14 protein-coding genes are annotated in these 15,564 nt (G+C 45.0%); all 14 read left to right on the top strand.

The window, feature by feature from the left end:
* Positions 1 to 4: 4 nt before the first annotated feature.
* Positions 5 to 2,404 (top strand): glycoside hydrolase family 2 TIM barrel-domain containing protein, encoded by a 2,400-nt coding sequence (locus tag DWX43_RS12545; RefSeq protein WP_118620501.1) that lies wholly within the window; start codon positions 5 to 7, stop codon positions 2,402 to 2,404.
* Positions 2,405 to 2,461: 57 nt separating this feature from the next.
* A complete protein-coding gene (locus DWX43_RS12540; RefSeq protein WP_118620500.1) occupies positions 2,462 to 3,088 on the top strand; it encodes a hypothetical protein in 627 nt (208 codons plus the stop codon).
* A 182-nt stretch (positions 3,089 to 3,270) separates the two neighbouring features.
* Positions 3,271 to 3,981, top strand: coding sequence for a LytTR family DNA-binding domain-containing protein (locus DWX43_RS12535; protein ID WP_118620499.1), 711 nt, complete (start codon positions 3,271 to 3,273; stop codon positions 3,979 to 3,981).
* Positions 3,978 to 5,261, top strand: coding sequence for a sensor histidine kinase (locus DWX43_RS12530; RefSeq protein WP_243099306.1), 1,284 nt, complete (start codon positions 3,978 to 3,980; stop codon positions 5,259 to 5,261). Before DWX43_RS12535 ends, DWX43_RS12530 begins: the two co-directional genes overlap by 4 nt.
* A 406-nt stretch (positions 5,262 to 5,667) precedes the next feature.
* A complete protein-coding gene (locus DWX43_RS12525) occupies positions 5,668 to 7,575 on the top strand; it encodes a DNA mismatch repair protein MutS (protein ID WP_118620498.1) in 1,908 nt (635 codons plus the stop codon).
* 45 nt (positions 7,576 to 7,620) lie between these two features.
* Complete coding sequence (locus DWX43_RS12520) at positions 7,621 to 8,214, top strand: N-acetyltransferase (RefSeq protein ID WP_118620497.1); 594 nt, start codon at positions 7,621 to 7,623, stop codon at positions 8,212 to 8,214.
* Positions 8,215 to 8,292: 78 nt separating this feature from the next.
* Positions 8,293 to 9,036 (top strand): ABC transporter ATP-binding protein, encoded by a 744-nt coding sequence (locus tag DWX43_RS12515; protein ID WP_118620529.1) that lies wholly within the window; start codon positions 8,293 to 8,295, stop codon positions 9,034 to 9,036.
* Complete coding sequence (locus DWX43_RS12510) at positions 9,011 to 9,751, top strand: ABC transporter permease (protein ID WP_118620496.1); 741 nt, start codon at positions 9,011 to 9,013, stop codon at positions 9,749 to 9,751. Before DWX43_RS12515 ends, DWX43_RS12510 begins: the two co-directional genes overlap by 26 nt.
* Before the next feature lie 93 nt (positions 9,752 to 9,844).
* The gene (locus tag DWX43_RS12505; protein WP_243099305.1) at positions 9,845 to 10,687 is read left to right on the top strand and encodes a MerR family transcriptional regulator; all 843 of its coding nucleotides are present in this window, start codon (positions 9,845 to 9,847) and stop codon (positions 10,685 to 10,687) included.
* Between the two features lie 283 nt (positions 10,688 to 10,970).
* Positions 10,971 to 11,750, top strand: coding sequence for a Wzz/FepE/Etk N-terminal domain-containing protein (locus DWX43_RS12500; RefSeq protein ID WP_118620495.1), 780 nt, complete (start codon positions 10,971 to 10,973; stop codon positions 11,748 to 11,750).
* A gap of 17 nt (positions 11,751 to 11,767) precedes the next feature.
* Positions 11,768 to 12,556 (top strand): class B sortase, encoded by a 789-nt coding sequence (srtB, locus tag DWX43_RS12495; protein ID WP_181368862.1) that lies wholly within the window; start codon positions 11,768 to 11,770, stop codon positions 12,554 to 12,556.
* Positions 12,531 to 13,616 (top strand): LCP family protein, encoded by a 1,086-nt coding sequence (locus tag DWX43_RS12490; protein ID WP_118620494.1) that lies wholly within the window; start codon positions 12,531 to 12,533, stop codon positions 13,614 to 13,616. The genes srtB and DWX43_RS12490 overlap by 26 nt, the downstream gene beginning before the upstream one ends.
* Positions 13,617 to 13,669: 53 nt before the next feature.
* On the top strand, positions 13,670 to 14,260 hold the full coding sequence (locus DWX43_RS12485; protein ID WP_118620493.1) for an LPXTG cell wall anchor domain-containing protein: 591 nt from the start codon (positions 13,670 to 13,672) through the stop codon (positions 14,258 to 14,260).
* Between the two features lie 514 nt (positions 14,261 to 14,774).
* Complete coding sequence (locus tag DWX43_RS12480; RefSeq protein ID WP_118620492.1) at positions 14,775 to 15,524, top strand: CpsB/CapC family capsule biosynthesis tyrosine phosphatase; 750 nt, start codon at positions 14,775 to 14,777, stop codon at positions 15,522 to 15,524.
* Positions 15,525 to 15,564 lie beyond the last annotated feature (40 nt).

Below are 15,564 nucleotides of genomic sequence, written 5' to 3'. Positions count from 1 at the left end.
TCATATGCAGAAAATTGCATTTAACGAAGGATGGAAATGTTACAGGACAGGGCATCCAGACGGGGCATTCGCGATAGCGGTGCCCCATGATGCGATGCTCCTTGACAGCAAGAGTGAAAACAGTCCGGGCGGCGTAAATACCGGCTGGTATGACGCGCAGGATTATACTTATGAAAAACAATTCAGCGTACCTGATGAATACAAGGATAAGAAACTGCTCCTTGAATTTGAAGGGGTATACAGGAAGGCATCTGTTTATCTGAATGACAGGAAGATTGCATTCCATGACTACGGGTATACCGGATTTTATGTGGACGTGACAAAGGATCTTGTTTTTGGGGCAGACAATGTGCTGACAGTAGAGGTGAAAAATAGTGACCAGCCTAACAGCCGCTGGTATTCCGGCACAGGGATTTACCGCCCGGTATGGCTGCATGTATATCCTGAGAATCACATCCGGCCGGAGTCTGTCCGGATCACAACGCAGGATTACAAAAATCCGAGAATCCGGGTTCAGGCAGAGGCATCGGCGGCAGGCCAGATAAAGGTTGAGATTCTGGACACGATGTCAGGAGACGGTGCAAAAGGAATGTGTATTGCCGAAGTAACGAAAGAAACCGAGGGCAGGCTGGACTGTGAATTAGAGATTCCGGAGGCGGTGACATGGATGCCTGAACACCCGTATCTGTATACATGCCGGGTAACATATGGGGAAGACATGCAGGAGGAGCGGTTTGGAATACGCATGATCGAGTGCACCCCTCAAAAGGGGTTCTGTATCAATGGAAAGCGCATCATCCTGCGCGGAGCGTGCGTCCATCATGACAACGGCATCCTGGGCGCCTGCGCCTATGAGTTCTCAGAGAAGAGGAAGGTACGGCTTTTAAAGGAAAACGGATACAATGCAATCCGCTCGGCGCACAACCCATGCTCCAAAGCACTGCTCAATGCCTGTGATGAACAGGGGATGCTTCTGGTGGATGAGTATGTGGATGTATGGTACATCCATAAGACAAGATACGACTATGCAGGAGAAGTAGCGAAGCACTATAAAGAGGACCTGAAGGCAATCACTGACCGGGACTACAACCATCCGTCCGTTATCATGTATTCGACTGGAAATGAAGTATCCGAGACGGCGCAGAAACAGGGGATCGAGCTGTGTGGAAGGATGACACAGTGGCTGCATAAGCTGGACGGCACAAGGCCGGTGACCTGCGGAATTAATATTTTCTTTAACTTTTTAAGCTCTATGGGCTTCGGTGTGTACAGCGACAAAAAAGCAGAACAGGCAGTGAAAGACGCTAAGAAGAAAAAAGCAGTGGGCAGTGAATTTTTTAATACAATTGCAGGCATCTTTGGCGCCAACTTCATGAAATCCGGCGCAACGCTCTATCCATGCGACCTTAAGACGAAGGATGCATTTGCCCGGATGGATGTGGCAGGTTACAATTACGGTATTTTCCGGTACCGCCATGATTTGAAGAAATACCCGAAACGGCTGATTCTCGGGAGTGAGACATTTTGCGCGGATGCCTATCGTTTCTGGGAGGAAGCCAAGAAGAACAGACGCATTATTGGAGATTTCGTATGGGCGGGCATGGATTACCTTGGAGAAACGGGTATCGGCTCATGGGAGTATAAGGATTACGCCCCACGTTTTGATAACGGAATGGGATGGGTAAGCGCCGGTTCCGGAAGGATTGACCTCACCGGAAAGCCGCTTGCGGAAATGAAGTATACAAGGGTGGCATTTGAACTGGATAAGATCGGAATTGCCGTGGTTCCGGTAAACAATACAGATAAGAAACACTCCCCGTCTGCATGGAAGATGACCAATGCCATTGAAAGCTGGTCGTGGAATGGCTGTGAGGGGAAAGATGCCAAAGTAGAAGTCTATGCCCGTGCAGACCATGTCAAACTATACATCAATGGGAAATGTGTGGGAAAAGAAGCTGTAAAAAATGACTGCAGGGTGGTATTCCATACGAAGTACCACGCCGGCGTGATAAAAGCAGCTGCCTATGATTCAGGCGGAGTGCTTATCGCCGAGACTTCCCTCCGGACGGCAGGGGAGGAAACCTGTCTGACACTGGAACCGGAGCAGAAAGCATTCAAAGAGGGTGAACTGTGCTATGTCCGGCTGAAATATACAGATAAGAACGGCATCGTGAAACCGTTGGCGAAAGGTCCTGTAAAGGTTGCTGTAAAAGGAGGGACGCTCCTTGGACTGGGAAGTGCCTGCCCGTTTTATACGAGAAGCTATCTGGGAGACACTGCCGACACCTATTACGGCGAAGCAATGGCAGTGGTAAAGCCGGATCATACAGGAGAAATCACCATATTTGCGAAAAGCAGATACGGAGAAGCTCAGACTGTAATCCGGCCGGTCAAAGAAGAATAAAATCTTTTTTGCCCTGTATTAAAATATAAAAGCAATCATAAGGCAGGTTGGCGTATCATGGAAGAAAAACAAAAAAAGGGTCTGGCCGGCTGGTGGCTGGAAAAGTGGGGAAATTACAGCAAGGCGCACCCAAAAGCCGCCAAATGGATTTACCAGATATTTTACTTCTGGGTATTTAGTATGAGTGTTACCATTTTTCAATATCTGGCATTCACATTTCTCCCCTATCTGTTCGGCATCGGACTTGCGGGCACAGAGTTTATGTGGCCCCAGATACCTGTGCATATCGCCGGGTTTGATTATAAATGGAATATACTCGGGTATGAAGTGGCAAAAAATACTGCCGGGGAAGTGGTGATTGGCGGCGGGCTAGGATATTTTATCAGCTATGAACTGGGAACCTTCCTTGCCCAGTGCATTAATTTCCCGCTTCAGAGAAACATCACATTTAAAAGCCACGGAAAGATTTCCTGGCAGGTCATGTGGTACTTTATCGCGTGGGTGCTGATTTCACTTGTATGCAACGGCGTGAACGGACTGTGGATGCCGGTAGCACAAGCCTACTTTGCACCGGCGGTCTATAATCTGCTTGTTACATTTATTACAGGCGGGGTATCAATGATTATTTATTTCTTTGTATTTAAAATTATTTTTCCGGAAGGGGAAGCCGCAAAAAGGGCATAATATAGTTAGCGCAGATGGCGAAGGGAATATCTTGGGATGTATGGCGGATCAGGTTGTGCATGTGTCTGGATATTACCTCCGCCGTTTGCTATAATAAAAGAAATATGTACGCAAAAAGACTGTAACAAAGCCGGCAGGGTGAAATCAGACCCGGGTCCTGGTAACGTAAACAGGGGGATAAAATGGTAAAAATCGCAGTTGTGGATGATGAGGAACAGGAACGTAAGACGCTGTCTCAATATTTTATGGAATTGCAGAAAGAACTTGGAGAAGAGCTAAAGGTGCAGACATATGCATCGGGGGAAGAATTTTTACCGGCATATGATGATTCCTTTTCCCTCGTCTGTCTGGATATTGACCTTGACGGGATGGATGGACTGGACACGGCAAAAAAACTCCGCGAAATGGACAATGAGGTAACCATTATATTCGTGACAAACATGGCTCAGATGGCGATCCGTGGATACGAGGTACGGGCTCTGGATTTTGTGGTAAAGCCGGTGAATTACTATTCGTTTGCCATGAAGATGAAGAGCGCCTTAAGCATCATTGGCAATAAAAAGAGCAGGAATATCGTTGTAACGACTCCAAACGGGATACAGAAGTTTTCTACCGACCATTTGTACTACGTGGAGGTAGAAGGACATTACCTGTACTACCATACGGACGAGGGGGAGTTTAAACAGAAGGCTTCCATGAAAGAGCTGGAAGATAAGCTTGCGGGGCTGTCCTTTAAACGGTGCAATAACTGCTATCTGGTGAATCTGAAATATGTGGACTGTGTGAATAAGGAGGATATCAAGGTCGGCGGGCAGTGGCTGAAAATCAGCCGTCCCAGGAAGAAAGAGTTTCTCCAGGCACTGGCAAATTATATGGGAGGGGTTAGCTTATGATGGCGTTCTGGGATAAAATATCATATATGGTTCAGATCCTCTCAGCCTGTATTGTTTTCGCAGTTCCGGCAAGGAAACGGAGCCATTTTGCGGTCAGGGCATGGGGAAGCGCCGGGGTTCTGGTCGCCAGTTCCTATTTTGTAAACCTGTACTATGGCGTTCCCGAAAACGGAGCATTCCCGTTTACATACTGGGCCTTTTATATTGTTGTCTGCATCATGTTTGCGAAGTTCGTGCTGGATGCGACGTGGCAGCAGGCGGCTTACTGCGCCGTGTGCGGATGCGGGATGCAGCATATCGCATTCGATATTTATCTGATCTACCAGATTTCAGGAGGGGAAAGCGGCCTGATCTCCCTCTTAATTTATGTCGTGATCTATCTGCTCTTTTATCAGTTCTTCGCAAAGAAACTGCCTGAAAAGGGAGAATTTGCGGCAAGCAGGCAGGCGCTGTTCCCTATTGCTACGATCATTCTGCTGGTTTGGATTCTCAGTATCCTCGATAACTCTGCGATCGCAGGATTCGAGGCCGGAATGTGGCACAGAATCATATACAGGGTGATCGACGGGCTCTGCTGTTTCTATGTACTTTGGGTGCAGATTAACCAGAAAGAAAAGATGAGCCTGCAAAGAGAACTCGACGGCATCAACTCCGCGTGGCGGCAGCAGAAAAAGCAATATCAGGTAACGAGTGAGACGATAGAAAGCATTAACCGGAAATGCCATGATCTGAAACACCAGATCCGGGCACTTCGGGAGATCACGGATGAGAAGGAAAAGGAAGAATACTTCAATGAGATAGAGAACGATATTATGATCTACGACACTGCCCTGAACACCGGAAACAAGGCGCTGGATACGGTTATGATGGAAAAGGGCCTGTTCTGCAAGAACCACAGGATCCAGTGGTCCTGCATGGCGGACGGAACGAAACTGGACTTCATGAAGCTGGAAGACATCTATGCTATTTTCGGCAATGCGCTGGATAATGCGATAGCGGCAGTGCTGGACTTAAAAGAGCCGGAGAAACGGGTGATCAGTGTCAAGATTATAAATCAGAACAGCCTGTTAATGATACAGATACAGAACTATTACGAAAACAAACTGCATTTTGAAGGCGGCCTTCCGGTCACAACAAAGAAGAACAAGCGGGACCACGGGTACGGTATGAAGAGTATCCGGTATACGGCGGAAAAATATAATGGCACTATTACCGTGAATGGGGAAGGGAATATCTTCATGCTGCAGATATTAATACCGGTGCAGCGTGGGGGATGCTGATACAGCAGAAAATGAAGTTGACAATTCCAACTGTATCGTTTATAATCAAGAAAAAATTGCGAAAGAGGTAGTGTATGTTAATTGTGGCAGTAATGGAGAACATGGCTAATTAAATAGTTGTGAAGGGTGGCTGTATTCCCGTGCTTACGGGTGAACTGCGTCCTTTTATCTGCCTTACAAGAATGCTGCATAACACATAGCGTGTATATCTTTGAATTCATAGATTGCTTATAGCATGGCTGTATGGTCATGCTATTTTTGCGCCGCGGGGATAGTATGTCTGGAAAAGGCAGATTGACTATTCCCGTGTTTTTATTTTAATATGGAGATTTTAAAAGCAAAATGTCAGAAAGCTATAGCGGGTCCGTCCGCAGGCAGTGAAAAAGTAAAAGGAGTTTAGATTGAAATGTTAAATACAGAAAAAATACTTGAATTTGATAAGATAAAAAACAAGCTGTCAGAATTTGCATACACGGAGAAAGCAAAACTGGAAATTAAAAACCTGGCCCCATACCTGTCAGAACTGGAAGTCAGAAAGAAACTCAGAGAAACGACAGAAGCCAGGACGATGATAGAAAAGTGTGGAAATCCGCCTGCAACAGCCCTTCAGGGAATCGAAAGCATGATTGAGACCGCAGGGAAGGGCGGCTGCCTGACTCCCGAACAGCTTGAGATTGTGGCATCCACACTGACTTCTGTGAGAAGATTGAAGGATTATCTGAACCGGTGTAAAATGTATGAGATAGGACTGGCCTATTATGAAGAGAATCTGGAATCGCTGGATGATATATATGAAGAACTGAGCGCGAAGATCAGAGGAGGGAGAGTCGATGACTATGCCTCAAAAACCCTAAAATCCCTGAGGGAGGCAATTGACAAAACAGATGCAAAAATGCATGAAAAGGCAGATGCAGCTATCAGGGCAAATAAATCTTACGTGTCAGATAATTTTAGTACGATGCGAAACGGCCACATCTGTATTCCTGTCAAAAAGGAGTATAAGTTCAAAGTCAGTGGTTCCGTACTGGATAAGTCGTCGACGGGCAGTACGCTGTTTATAGAACCCGCTTCTGTGGGAAAACTTTATGATGAATTGCAGGAGCTGCGCATTGATGAGGAAAATGAAGAAATAAAAATTCTATATACACTGACGGGGATGCTGTCAGATAAAGAGGAGATAATCCGCAGGAATAACCAGTCAGTGGAAAAGCTGGACTTCATTTTTGCAAAGGCGAAACTAAGCCTGGAGTACGGAGGTATAAAACCTGAGATCAATACAGGGCGGTATATCCGGTTAAAGAATGCCCGCCATCCGCTGATGGATAGAAAGATCAATGTGCCGCTGGATTTTGAGATAGGCGGACGTTTGGCTGATGAGCAGGAAGTGAGGGGCGTAATCATTACCGGGCCGAATACAGGCGGAAAGACTGTGGCGATCAAGACCGTGGCACTGAACTGCATGATGGCGCAGTGCGGGCTGCATACGGCCTGCGAAGAGGCAGACATCTGTATGAATAATGCCATACTGTGTGATATCGGGGACGGGCAGAATCTGTCTGAGAATCTTTCTACTTTTTCTGCCCATATCAGGAATGTGATGGATATTTTGAAACAGGCTGGACGGGAAAGTCTGGTCATAATGGATGAACTTGGCTCCGGTACAGACCCGGCAGAGGGCATGGGGATTGCAGTTGCGATTTTGGAAGAACTGAGAAAAAGCGGTGCTCTGTTCCTTGTTACGACACATTATCCGGAGGTAAAGGACTATGCCGGCAAGACTCCGGGTATCATCAATGCAAAGATGACCTTTGACAAGGAAAGCCTGCGGCCCCTGTATCAAATGGTAATCGGGGAGGCCGGAGAAAGCTGTGCCTTCTATATCGCAGAGAAACTGGGAATGCCGAAATATATGCTGGAGAATGCAGCACGGGCGGCCTACGGAAAGGATGTGCTTAGAAGTGGGGAAGAACAGAAGTTAGAGAAGGCGCCGCAGCCTAAGATCCAGAGGAAGAAAAATGTTAGAAAGCAGACAGATGCATTGAAATTTCAGGTCGGAGACAGCGTAATGGTTATGCCTGACCGCAAGATTGGTATCGTGTGCCAAACCGCGAATGAAAAAGGTGTACTCAGAATACAGATGCGGGACAAGAAAATATGGATGAACCATAAACGGGTAAAACTCCACGTTCCGGCGGACCAGCTGTATCCTGAGGATTATGATTTTTCCATTATCTTTGACAGCGTGGAAAAAAGAAAAGCGGAACATGATATGTCGAGAAAGTATACGGAGCAGACAATCATGATGGAAGAATAAATTTATGGAAAGAAGTCTATGAAAAAATGAAAGAGAGGAACAGATATGAGGCTGAGATTAGAGGAAGAAAAAGATTATGAAGAGGTTGAGAACCTGACAAGAGAAGCTTTCTGGAACGTGTATAGTCCCGGGTGCAGTGAGCATTTAGTCCTTCATAATTTGAGAGGCCAGAAGTCTTTTGTGAAAGAGCTGGATTATGTTGCGGAGGATGAAGGAAAGATTGTCGGGAATATTGTATATAGCAGAATGTTCCGCGGCGGGGAAATGTGCGATGATATCATTGTATTCGGTCCGGTCAGTGTCCATCCCGATTATCAGAAAAAGGGGATTGGGAAAGCATTGATCCAGACAACAATGGAAAAGGCGAAAAAATTAGGCTTCCGGGCGGTTATAATTACCGGGAACCCGGATTATTACGGAAGGTTTGGGTTTCGTGCGGCGGCAGGTTACGGAATTTACCTGCCGGAAATGAATCCGGGGGAAGAGGCTGAATTCTTCATGGCGAAGGAACTGGAGGAAGGATATCTGCAGAAACATTCCGGGGTTTTGGAGTTTGACAGCTGTTTCGAGGTTGAACCGGCTGAATTAGAGCTGTTTGAAAAAAAGTTTCCTGCAAAACGGAAGCGGGATAAAAAGTAAGGAGATCTTATATAATAAATGCTTGACTCTTACCTTACGGGAGGATATACGATGTTTCCTGTAAGGAGGAATGAAAGCATGAAATTATGTATGGAAGTGAACCAACTCACAAAATCATTTAGGGGCAGGACTGTTGTAGATCATCTGTCTTTCCGGGTGAAGGAACAGGAAGTATTTGGCCTGCTCGGGCCGAATGGAGCGGGAAAGAGTACGACGATTGAGACTGTGCTTGGCTTAAAGAAAGCTGACAGTGGGACGGCCGAGGTTCTGGGGTGTGACCCGGTCAAAAAAAGACGGGAGATCTTTGAACGCATTGGCGTCCAGCTGCAGTCTTCTCATTATCAGAACTATATCCGCGTCGGGGAGATCTGCGAGGAGATGTCGGTATTGTACAGTCACCCTTCTGACTATCACAAGCTTTTACGTCAGTTCAAGCTGGAACAGTTTGAGAAACAGCCGGTGGATAAGCTGTCCGGCGGAGAACGGCAAAAACTGTCGGTAGTGCTGGCGCTGATTCCAAATCCGGAACTGGTATTTCTGGATGAACTGACAACCGGGCTTGATACCGAGGCGCGCAGGGAAGTTTGGCAGACACTAAAGGAGCTGAAAGAGAAAGGAACTACCATATTTCTGACGACACATTATATGGAAGAGGCAGAAAGCCTGTGTGACAGAATCCTGCTGATTAAGGATGGGAAGAAAGTCACGCAGGGGACGGTCAAAGAGGTTGTTGACGCCAGTCCCTTCGATAATCTGGAGGATGCGTATCTATGGCATATGAGAGGGGGGAGAGAGCATGAAACGTTTCTGGACCTTATATAAAGTAGAGCAGAAACTGGGACTGAGATGTCCAGATATGCTGATTTTCGGCGTGGGCATGCCTGTGGGAGTTCTTGTTTTGATTGCAGTGGTAGCAGGAAACAAGACGGCAGGAGGCAGCAGCTATACGTTTCTCCAGAGCGCATTCGCATCTCTGATGGCTGTAGGGATCTGTGCAAGCGCATTTATGGGGATTCCCCTTACTGTTGCGGACTATCGGGATAAGAAGATTTTAAAACATTTTTTTGTCACACCATGTACACCGATGACGCTGATGAGTGCGATCGTGGCCTGCTCTGTTGCAACGGCGGTTCTTTCCGGGATTGCAGTATCTGTTGTAGCGGCATTTGTGTTTCAATACAGGATGAAAGGCAGCCCATTCCTGTTTATATGCTCCTATCTGCTGGTGATGACTGCCATGTATAGTATCGGCGTATTTCTGGCGGGACTGTGCAAAAGTGTAAAGATGGCAAATGTAGTTACGACTGCAGTATATTTTCCGATGCTGTTTTTATCAGGCGCGACAATTCCTTTCGAGTTGTTCCCGAAAGGGATGCAGACAGTGGCATCTGTTCTGCCACTGACTCAGGGGATTAAGCTCATGAAACAGATTTCAATGGGAGATCCGGTTGAAAATGCGGCAGGAATTATTATTTTGATGATTGCTATCACAGTAATCTGCAGTTTATTGTCAAAATTCACTTTCCGATGGGAATAAAGTGGAGAATATCAGAAGAGAATGTGGATAACATAAAAAAGCCGGCGGCCTGTGTATGACTGCACAGGTCCCGGCGACAGGAGGGCGAGAGAATTGAGGAAAGATCATACATGTGAAAAAGTACCGAGTAAACTGTATAAGATCGGGATGTTTGCGGGGATGAACCATGTAACGGTGAAAGCGCTGCGTCATTATGACGAGCAGGGCTTGCTGGCCCCGGCTTATGTAGATCAGGAGAGCGGATACCGTTATTATACCGCAGGGCAGCTGCCGGTTATCCACCAGATCCTGGCACTGAGGAATATGGGATTTTCTCTGGAAGAAATAAAGGCGGTGCAGAACGGTGCATCTGAGCGGAAATTACTGCTCGCCAAGAAGCAGCAGATTCTGAGTGAAATAGCAGAGAAAACGGCTAAGCTTGCACAGGTAGAATGCTATCTCGCAGAAGACAAAATAGACACAAATTATCATGTGCTGATAAAAGAACTGCCGGAAGTCATTGTTGCTTCTATGCGGACGGTTATGCCTGATTATGACACAATGTTCGATATCTTTCCCGGAATGGGACAGGAGATGGAACGGCTAGGTTGTGTCTGTGCAGAGCCGGAGTACTGTTTTTCGATCTATCATGACGGCGGGTACAGGGAAGAAGACATAGACATAGAAATCTGTGAGGCTGTTGTTGAACAAAAGCCGGATTCTGAGATGATTCAATTCAAGGTACTCCCGAAAATCGAGAAGGCGGCCTGCCTGCTGCATAAAGGGCCATATGAAGGTTTCCCGGAGGCATATGGCGCTGTCATCAGGTTTGTAGAGGAAAACGGGTATGAAATATGTGGAAATCCGCGGGAATCTTATATTGACGGAATCTGGAATAAAGATTCCGAGGAGGAGTGGCTTTCGGAGATACAGTTTCCGGTCAGGGAGATCCGGTAAACAACAAATATACAGAACAATGAAAAGCCTTTTTCAACGCACCATTTATATAGAAGAAACAGGATAAAATAATAGAACTTTTGAATGGGCTTGGTATACCGTTATAGTCTGCGCCTTTGGGTCGTACTCTATAACGGTATTTGTCGTCAGAGGCAGAAATCTGTAGTAAAAAAATGTGTTTTTATGGTAGTTTTATGCCGGATTTATTGATTGCTGGTTGTTTTTTGACTTCTCCTGTGCTAGAATAGAACAGATTCTAGGGATAATAGAGGAGATTTTAACAATGGAAGAACAGTTAAGGGATGATGAGATAGAGATTGATTTACTGGAAATATTCCACGCATTATGGAGGAAGGCATGGCTGATTATATTGTGCCTGATAGGAGGAGCTGTGATTGCAGGCGCAGCTACTAAGTTTTTAATGGTACCTCAATATACCTCTTCCTCCATGATCTACATATTGACAAAGACGACAAGTGTTACATCCCTTGCAGATATACAGATGGGGACACAGCTGACAGTCGATTTTGAGACACTGGCAACAAGCCGTCCTGTTGTAACTGCGGTAATTGACGAACTGAATCTGGACGCTACATATGAAGAGCTGGTTGGTACAATTACCATTAATAATCCGGCAGATACACGTATTCTAAAGATCAGCGTGGAGAATCCGGACCCTGAGCTGGCAAAGGATATTGCTAATGCGATGGCTGATGCTACTGCTGACCGGGTTGCCGAGGTAATGAGCACAGACAAGCCGAGTATCGTTGAAGATGCCGTTGTGTCTGAGAATCCTTCCAGCCCGTCCTTGAAAAAGAATATAGCAATCGGAGGACTGCTTGCAGCATTTCTTGCAGCGGCAGTGATTATAGTAATGCTTCTTCTGGATGATACGCTTAAGACCGAAGAGGATATCAAGAAATACCTGGAGCTGAATACTCTGGCAATGATTCCATTGGAAGAAGGGGAATCCGCTGTTAAGAAGCAGCACATGGAGAAAAGCGGTCACGAGAAAAAGAAAAAGAAAAGGAAGTCCGGCGCTTCCCAGACTCATAAGAAATAGGAGGAAGGGAACAGACATTGAAAAAGACTACAAAAAGAATTTTAACAGTTGTTCTGGTTATCATTGCAGCAGTATGTATTGCGTATATAGCGTATTATTTTGTTTCACAAAATAAAAAGGGCAAGGTCTATGATGAAGTGCAAAAGCAGGTGAATCTGGAACCGGAAAAGGAAGAGGAACCGGAAGCAAAAGACCCAGAGGCTCCTAAGGAAAAGAACCCTATTGATTTTAAGCAGCTTCAGGAAACGAATAAAGACATTTATGCATGGATTACAGTTCCGGATACGAACATCAACTATCCAATCGTGCAGAGTTCCTGGGACAATACCTACTATCTTGACAATACGATTGATGGACAGGCAGGACTGCCGGGTTCCATATATACCGAGAATTACAATGCGAAAGATTTTACTGATTTTAACACAATCATATACGGGCACGATATGAACGATGGAAGCATGTTCCAGAACTTACATAAGTATGAGGACGAGACATTTTTCAAAGAGCATTCAAAGGTGTATGTCTATACTCCGGAGAAGAAGCTTACTTATGAGATCTTCGAGGCCGTAGTCTATGATGACCGGCACATTCTGATGTCCTTTGATTTTACGCAGGATAATCAGAGGCAGGCATATTTAGATTCACTAAAAGCGGTCAGAAATCTGAACAGTAACTATAACGATGATGTACAGGTAGGACCCGACAGCCGAATCATAACAATGAGCACCTGTATTGCAACCCAGCCTGATAACAGATTAGTAGTAGGAGCTGTATTGACAGATGAGTACGAATATGAAGCACAATAACAATAGGCGTCCGGAAAGTCCGAAGCGTAAGAGCGATATACAGCAGAGTCACAAAAAGAAGAATACCGGGTTTATTATTGGTATTATCATTGTCGTTATTCTGGTCGCAGTGGCTGGAACGCTGTTCTTCCTCCAGTCCAAGAAGAAAGAGTCTCAGGTTCAGGCAAAAGAAGGCACCGGGGAAACTGTGAAATCTGAAAGCCAGTCTTCTGGTGACAGTAAGACGATCAGCTATGAAGGCCAGACTTATGAATACAACAGGGATATTAAAACAGTCGTCTTTCTTGGGGTAGATAAAAAAGGTGATATGGGATATGCGGAACATATGGGGGATGGCGGTCAGGCAGACAGTATTATACTAATGGCCCTCAATGAGAAGGAACAGACTGTTAAGGTTTTCCAGATATCCAGAAATACAATGACAAATGTGGATGTATATTCCGAAAGAGGAGAATATCTGACAACACAGAAAATGCAGATTGCCCTCCAGTACGCGTATGGTGACGGTGAGAAGAAGAGCAGCTGGCTTATGAAAAAAGCAGTATCCGACCTAATGTACGGAGTCCCGGTTAGTTCGTCCATCGCTATGAGCATTGATGGTATTTCAGCAATTACCACCCTGATGGACGGCGTCGAGATCACAGTGCCGAAAGACTATACCTATGTGGACAAGTCCTTTGAAAAGGGGAAGACACTTTCATTGAAAGGTGCGCTGGCAGAAAAGTATGTGCGGTACAGAGATATCACAGTCACCGGAAGCAATAATGACAGAATGGAAAGACAGACACAGTTTCTTATGGCGTTGGTATCGCAGCTAAAAAATGCATCACAGAAGGATACCGAGATTTATTCAAAACTGATGACAGGTGCCAATCCATACTTCACAACAGACATGAGCGCTGATGAGATTATGGCGTTATCGAAATATGAGATAGACGGCGAGATTCAGACGATCCCGGGCGAAGAGAAAGCCGGTAAAGAACACGATGAGTTCTATACGAATGAAGCAGAATTAAAGGAAATTGTTGTCAAAACCTTTTACAAATTAAAAAATATGTGATACAATGTGTAAATGAACTAGATTAAATATATTTTACTTAGGAGGGACTAGTCATGAAAACAAGTAGAATGAGAAAGTTAGTGGGAGTATTACTTTCAGCCACAATGCTCTTCACTATGACAATGGGCGTATTCGCAGCAGGAAGCCCATCCGCTGATTTCAAGAGCGGAACAAAGGCCGTTGATAAAAACGGCAATGCAGTAACTGTAACATATGCAGCTGCAACACAGACACCTGACGAAGGAACTATTAAAGCAGTGGTTCCGAACGGAACACTTGTATCTGCATTTGATTTAACAGCACCTGACTGGGATTTTGAAAAAGACGGCGCTCTTACAATCACATTCCCGTTGCCGGGAGCAACATCCAGCACAAAAGCAGCAATTCTTCACTTTGGTGAGAACGGCTGGGAAGATGTAACAACAAGTGTTGGTGACGGTGTGATTACTGCTACATTTACAAGCTTATCACCAGTAGCAGTTGTAGTTGATAACAGCACATTAACAAACACAGGAAATGGAACAAGCAATGGAACATCACCAAAGACAGGTGAGTCTTCATTAGTTCTTACATTAGGTTTAATCGCAATGGCAGCAGCTGCTGGCGTTTACGGATTAAACAGAAAAAAAGCTTATAACAAATAATACATACTTTTTCAAGTATTATTAAATGGCTGAAAAACATAAGCGTACAAGATCTCTTTCTGACTTGAAATGGTTGGAAAGAGATTTTTTTGTTTTAAAGGAGCACATTCTATAAAATAAAAAATTCTCCTGGCAGTATCCCTCTCTGATCCGTTAAAGATAAATGCTAAAAAATAATGACATTTAAGGAAAATTTTACTTTTGTCAGATGTTAATAATTATAAGCCGAAATATTGGGGGAAACAGTGTATTTTTCATAAAGAAAGTATTCATGTGTGATTGCAAATAGGTTTTTATAATAAAAGAAACTGCCTTTTTTATGGGTTTATGGTCATTTGCATAATACGACAGTTTGTGATAAGATTCCATCTATTTTGCGCAGTTTCCTTGACAAAACAGGGAGTTAGCGATAGACTAAAGGATGTATCTGATGGTTCATATGATATAGGATAAATTTGATGCCATAGATGCTTAAAATGATAGGAATAGATATAAACGACTAGGAGACCGCCAGATGGAAAGATATATTGACATGCATTGCCATATTCTTCCCGGCGTAGATGATGGGGCTGCTAACATGGAAGAGACAGAGAGGATGCTTCGCATTGCGTATGAAGAAGGAGTCCGCTGTATGATAGCGACACCGCATTATCACCCACGCAGAGGGCACGAACAGCCTGAGATACTGAGAAAGAAGCTGACCCTGGTTCGTAAAGCTGCACAGAGGATTGACGACAAATTCCGCATCTACCTAGGTACGGAAATTTATTTTGGTCAGGATATCCCGGAGAAACTGCGGCAGGGAGAGGTTCTTTCGATGAACCGCAGAAATCAGGTGCTGGTGGAATTTTCTCCCGCAGATAATTTCAGCTATATAAAGCAGGGGCTTCAGCATATACAGCTCGCGGGCTATGAAGTGATTCTGGCACATGCTGAGAGGTATCTATGTCTGGTTGATAAGTTTGAACTTACAGAGCATATCTGGAATATGGGAGTTAATATACAGGTTAACTCAGGAAGTATAACAGGAGACTCGGGCAGAAGGGCAAAACAGTTTGTAAGAGAACTGCTGGAGCATGAGATGGTGTTTGCGGTAGGTTCGGATGCACACAATTCCGGCAGCAGAGCTCCACACATGGAGAAAGCCGCCGCTTATGTGAAGAAAAAATATGGCACTGAATATATGAAAAAGATATTTTATACTAATGCAGCAGCCATGCTGAAGAAAATAGAAACTGAGCCGGGACATGAAATGAGTCATTAAGGCTAGGAATGAGATAAATGAAAGAAGAAGGGTAACTAAT

The sequence above is a fragment of the Clostridium sp. AF19-22AC genome, assembly GCF_003479085.1.
GTDB classification, from domain to species: Bacteria; Bacillota; Clostridia; order Lachnospirales; family Lachnospiraceae; genus Faecalicatena_A; species Faecalicatena_A orotica.
Note: the sequence above shows the minus strand (reverse complement) of the source record. Positions and strands in the feature narration are given on the sequence as shown.

Excerpts from the sequence above, each read along its gene's own strand:
- DWX43_RS12540 (WP_118620500.1), top strand. The coding sequence starts at position 2,462 with ATGGAAGAAAAACAAAAAAAGGGTCTGGCCGGCTGGTGGCTGGAAAAG.
- DWX43_RS12510 (WP_118620496.1), top strand. The coding sequence starts at position 9,011 with ATGAAACGTTTCTGGACCTTATATAAAGTAGAGCAGAAACTGGGACTG.
- DWX43_RS12485 (WP_118620493.1), top strand. The coding sequence starts at position 13,670 with ATGAAAACAAGTAGAATGAGAAAGTTAGTGGGAGTATTACTTTCAGCC.
- DWX43_RS12545 (WP_118620501.1), top strand. The coding sequence starts at position 5 with ATGCAGAAAATTGCATTTAACGAAGGATGGAAATGTTACAGGACAGGG.
- DWX43_RS12525 (WP_118620498.1), top strand. The coding sequence starts at position 5,668 with ATGTTAAATACAGAAAAAATACTTGAATTTGATAAGATAAAAAACAAG.
- DWX43_RS12520 (WP_118620497.1), top strand. The coding sequence starts at position 7,621 with ATGAGGCTGAGATTAGAGGAAGAAAAAGATTATGAAGAGGTTGAGAAC.
- DWX43_RS12530 (WP_243099306.1), top strand. The coding sequence starts at position 3,978 with ATGATGGCGTTCTGGGATAAAATATCATATATGGTTCAGATCCTCTCA.
- DWX43_RS12535 (WP_118620499.1), top strand. The coding sequence starts at position 3,271 with ATGGTAAAAATCGCAGTTGTGGATGATGAGGAACAGGAACGTAAGACG.
- DWX43_RS12515 (WP_118620529.1), top strand. The coding sequence starts at position 8,293 with ATGAAATTATGTATGGAAGTGAACCAACTCACAAAATCATTTAGGGGC.
- DWX43_RS12500 (WP_118620495.1), top strand. The coding sequence starts at position 10,971 with ATGGAAGAACAGTTAAGGGATGATGAGATAGAGATTGATTTACTGGAA.
- DWX43_RS12490 (WP_118620494.1), top strand. The coding sequence starts at position 12,531 with ATGAGTACGAATATGAAGCACAATAACAATAGGCGTCCGGAAAGTCCG.
- DWX43_RS12480 (WP_118620492.1), top strand. The coding sequence starts at position 14,775 with ATGGAAAGATATATTGACATGCATTGCCATATTCTTCCCGGCGTAGAT.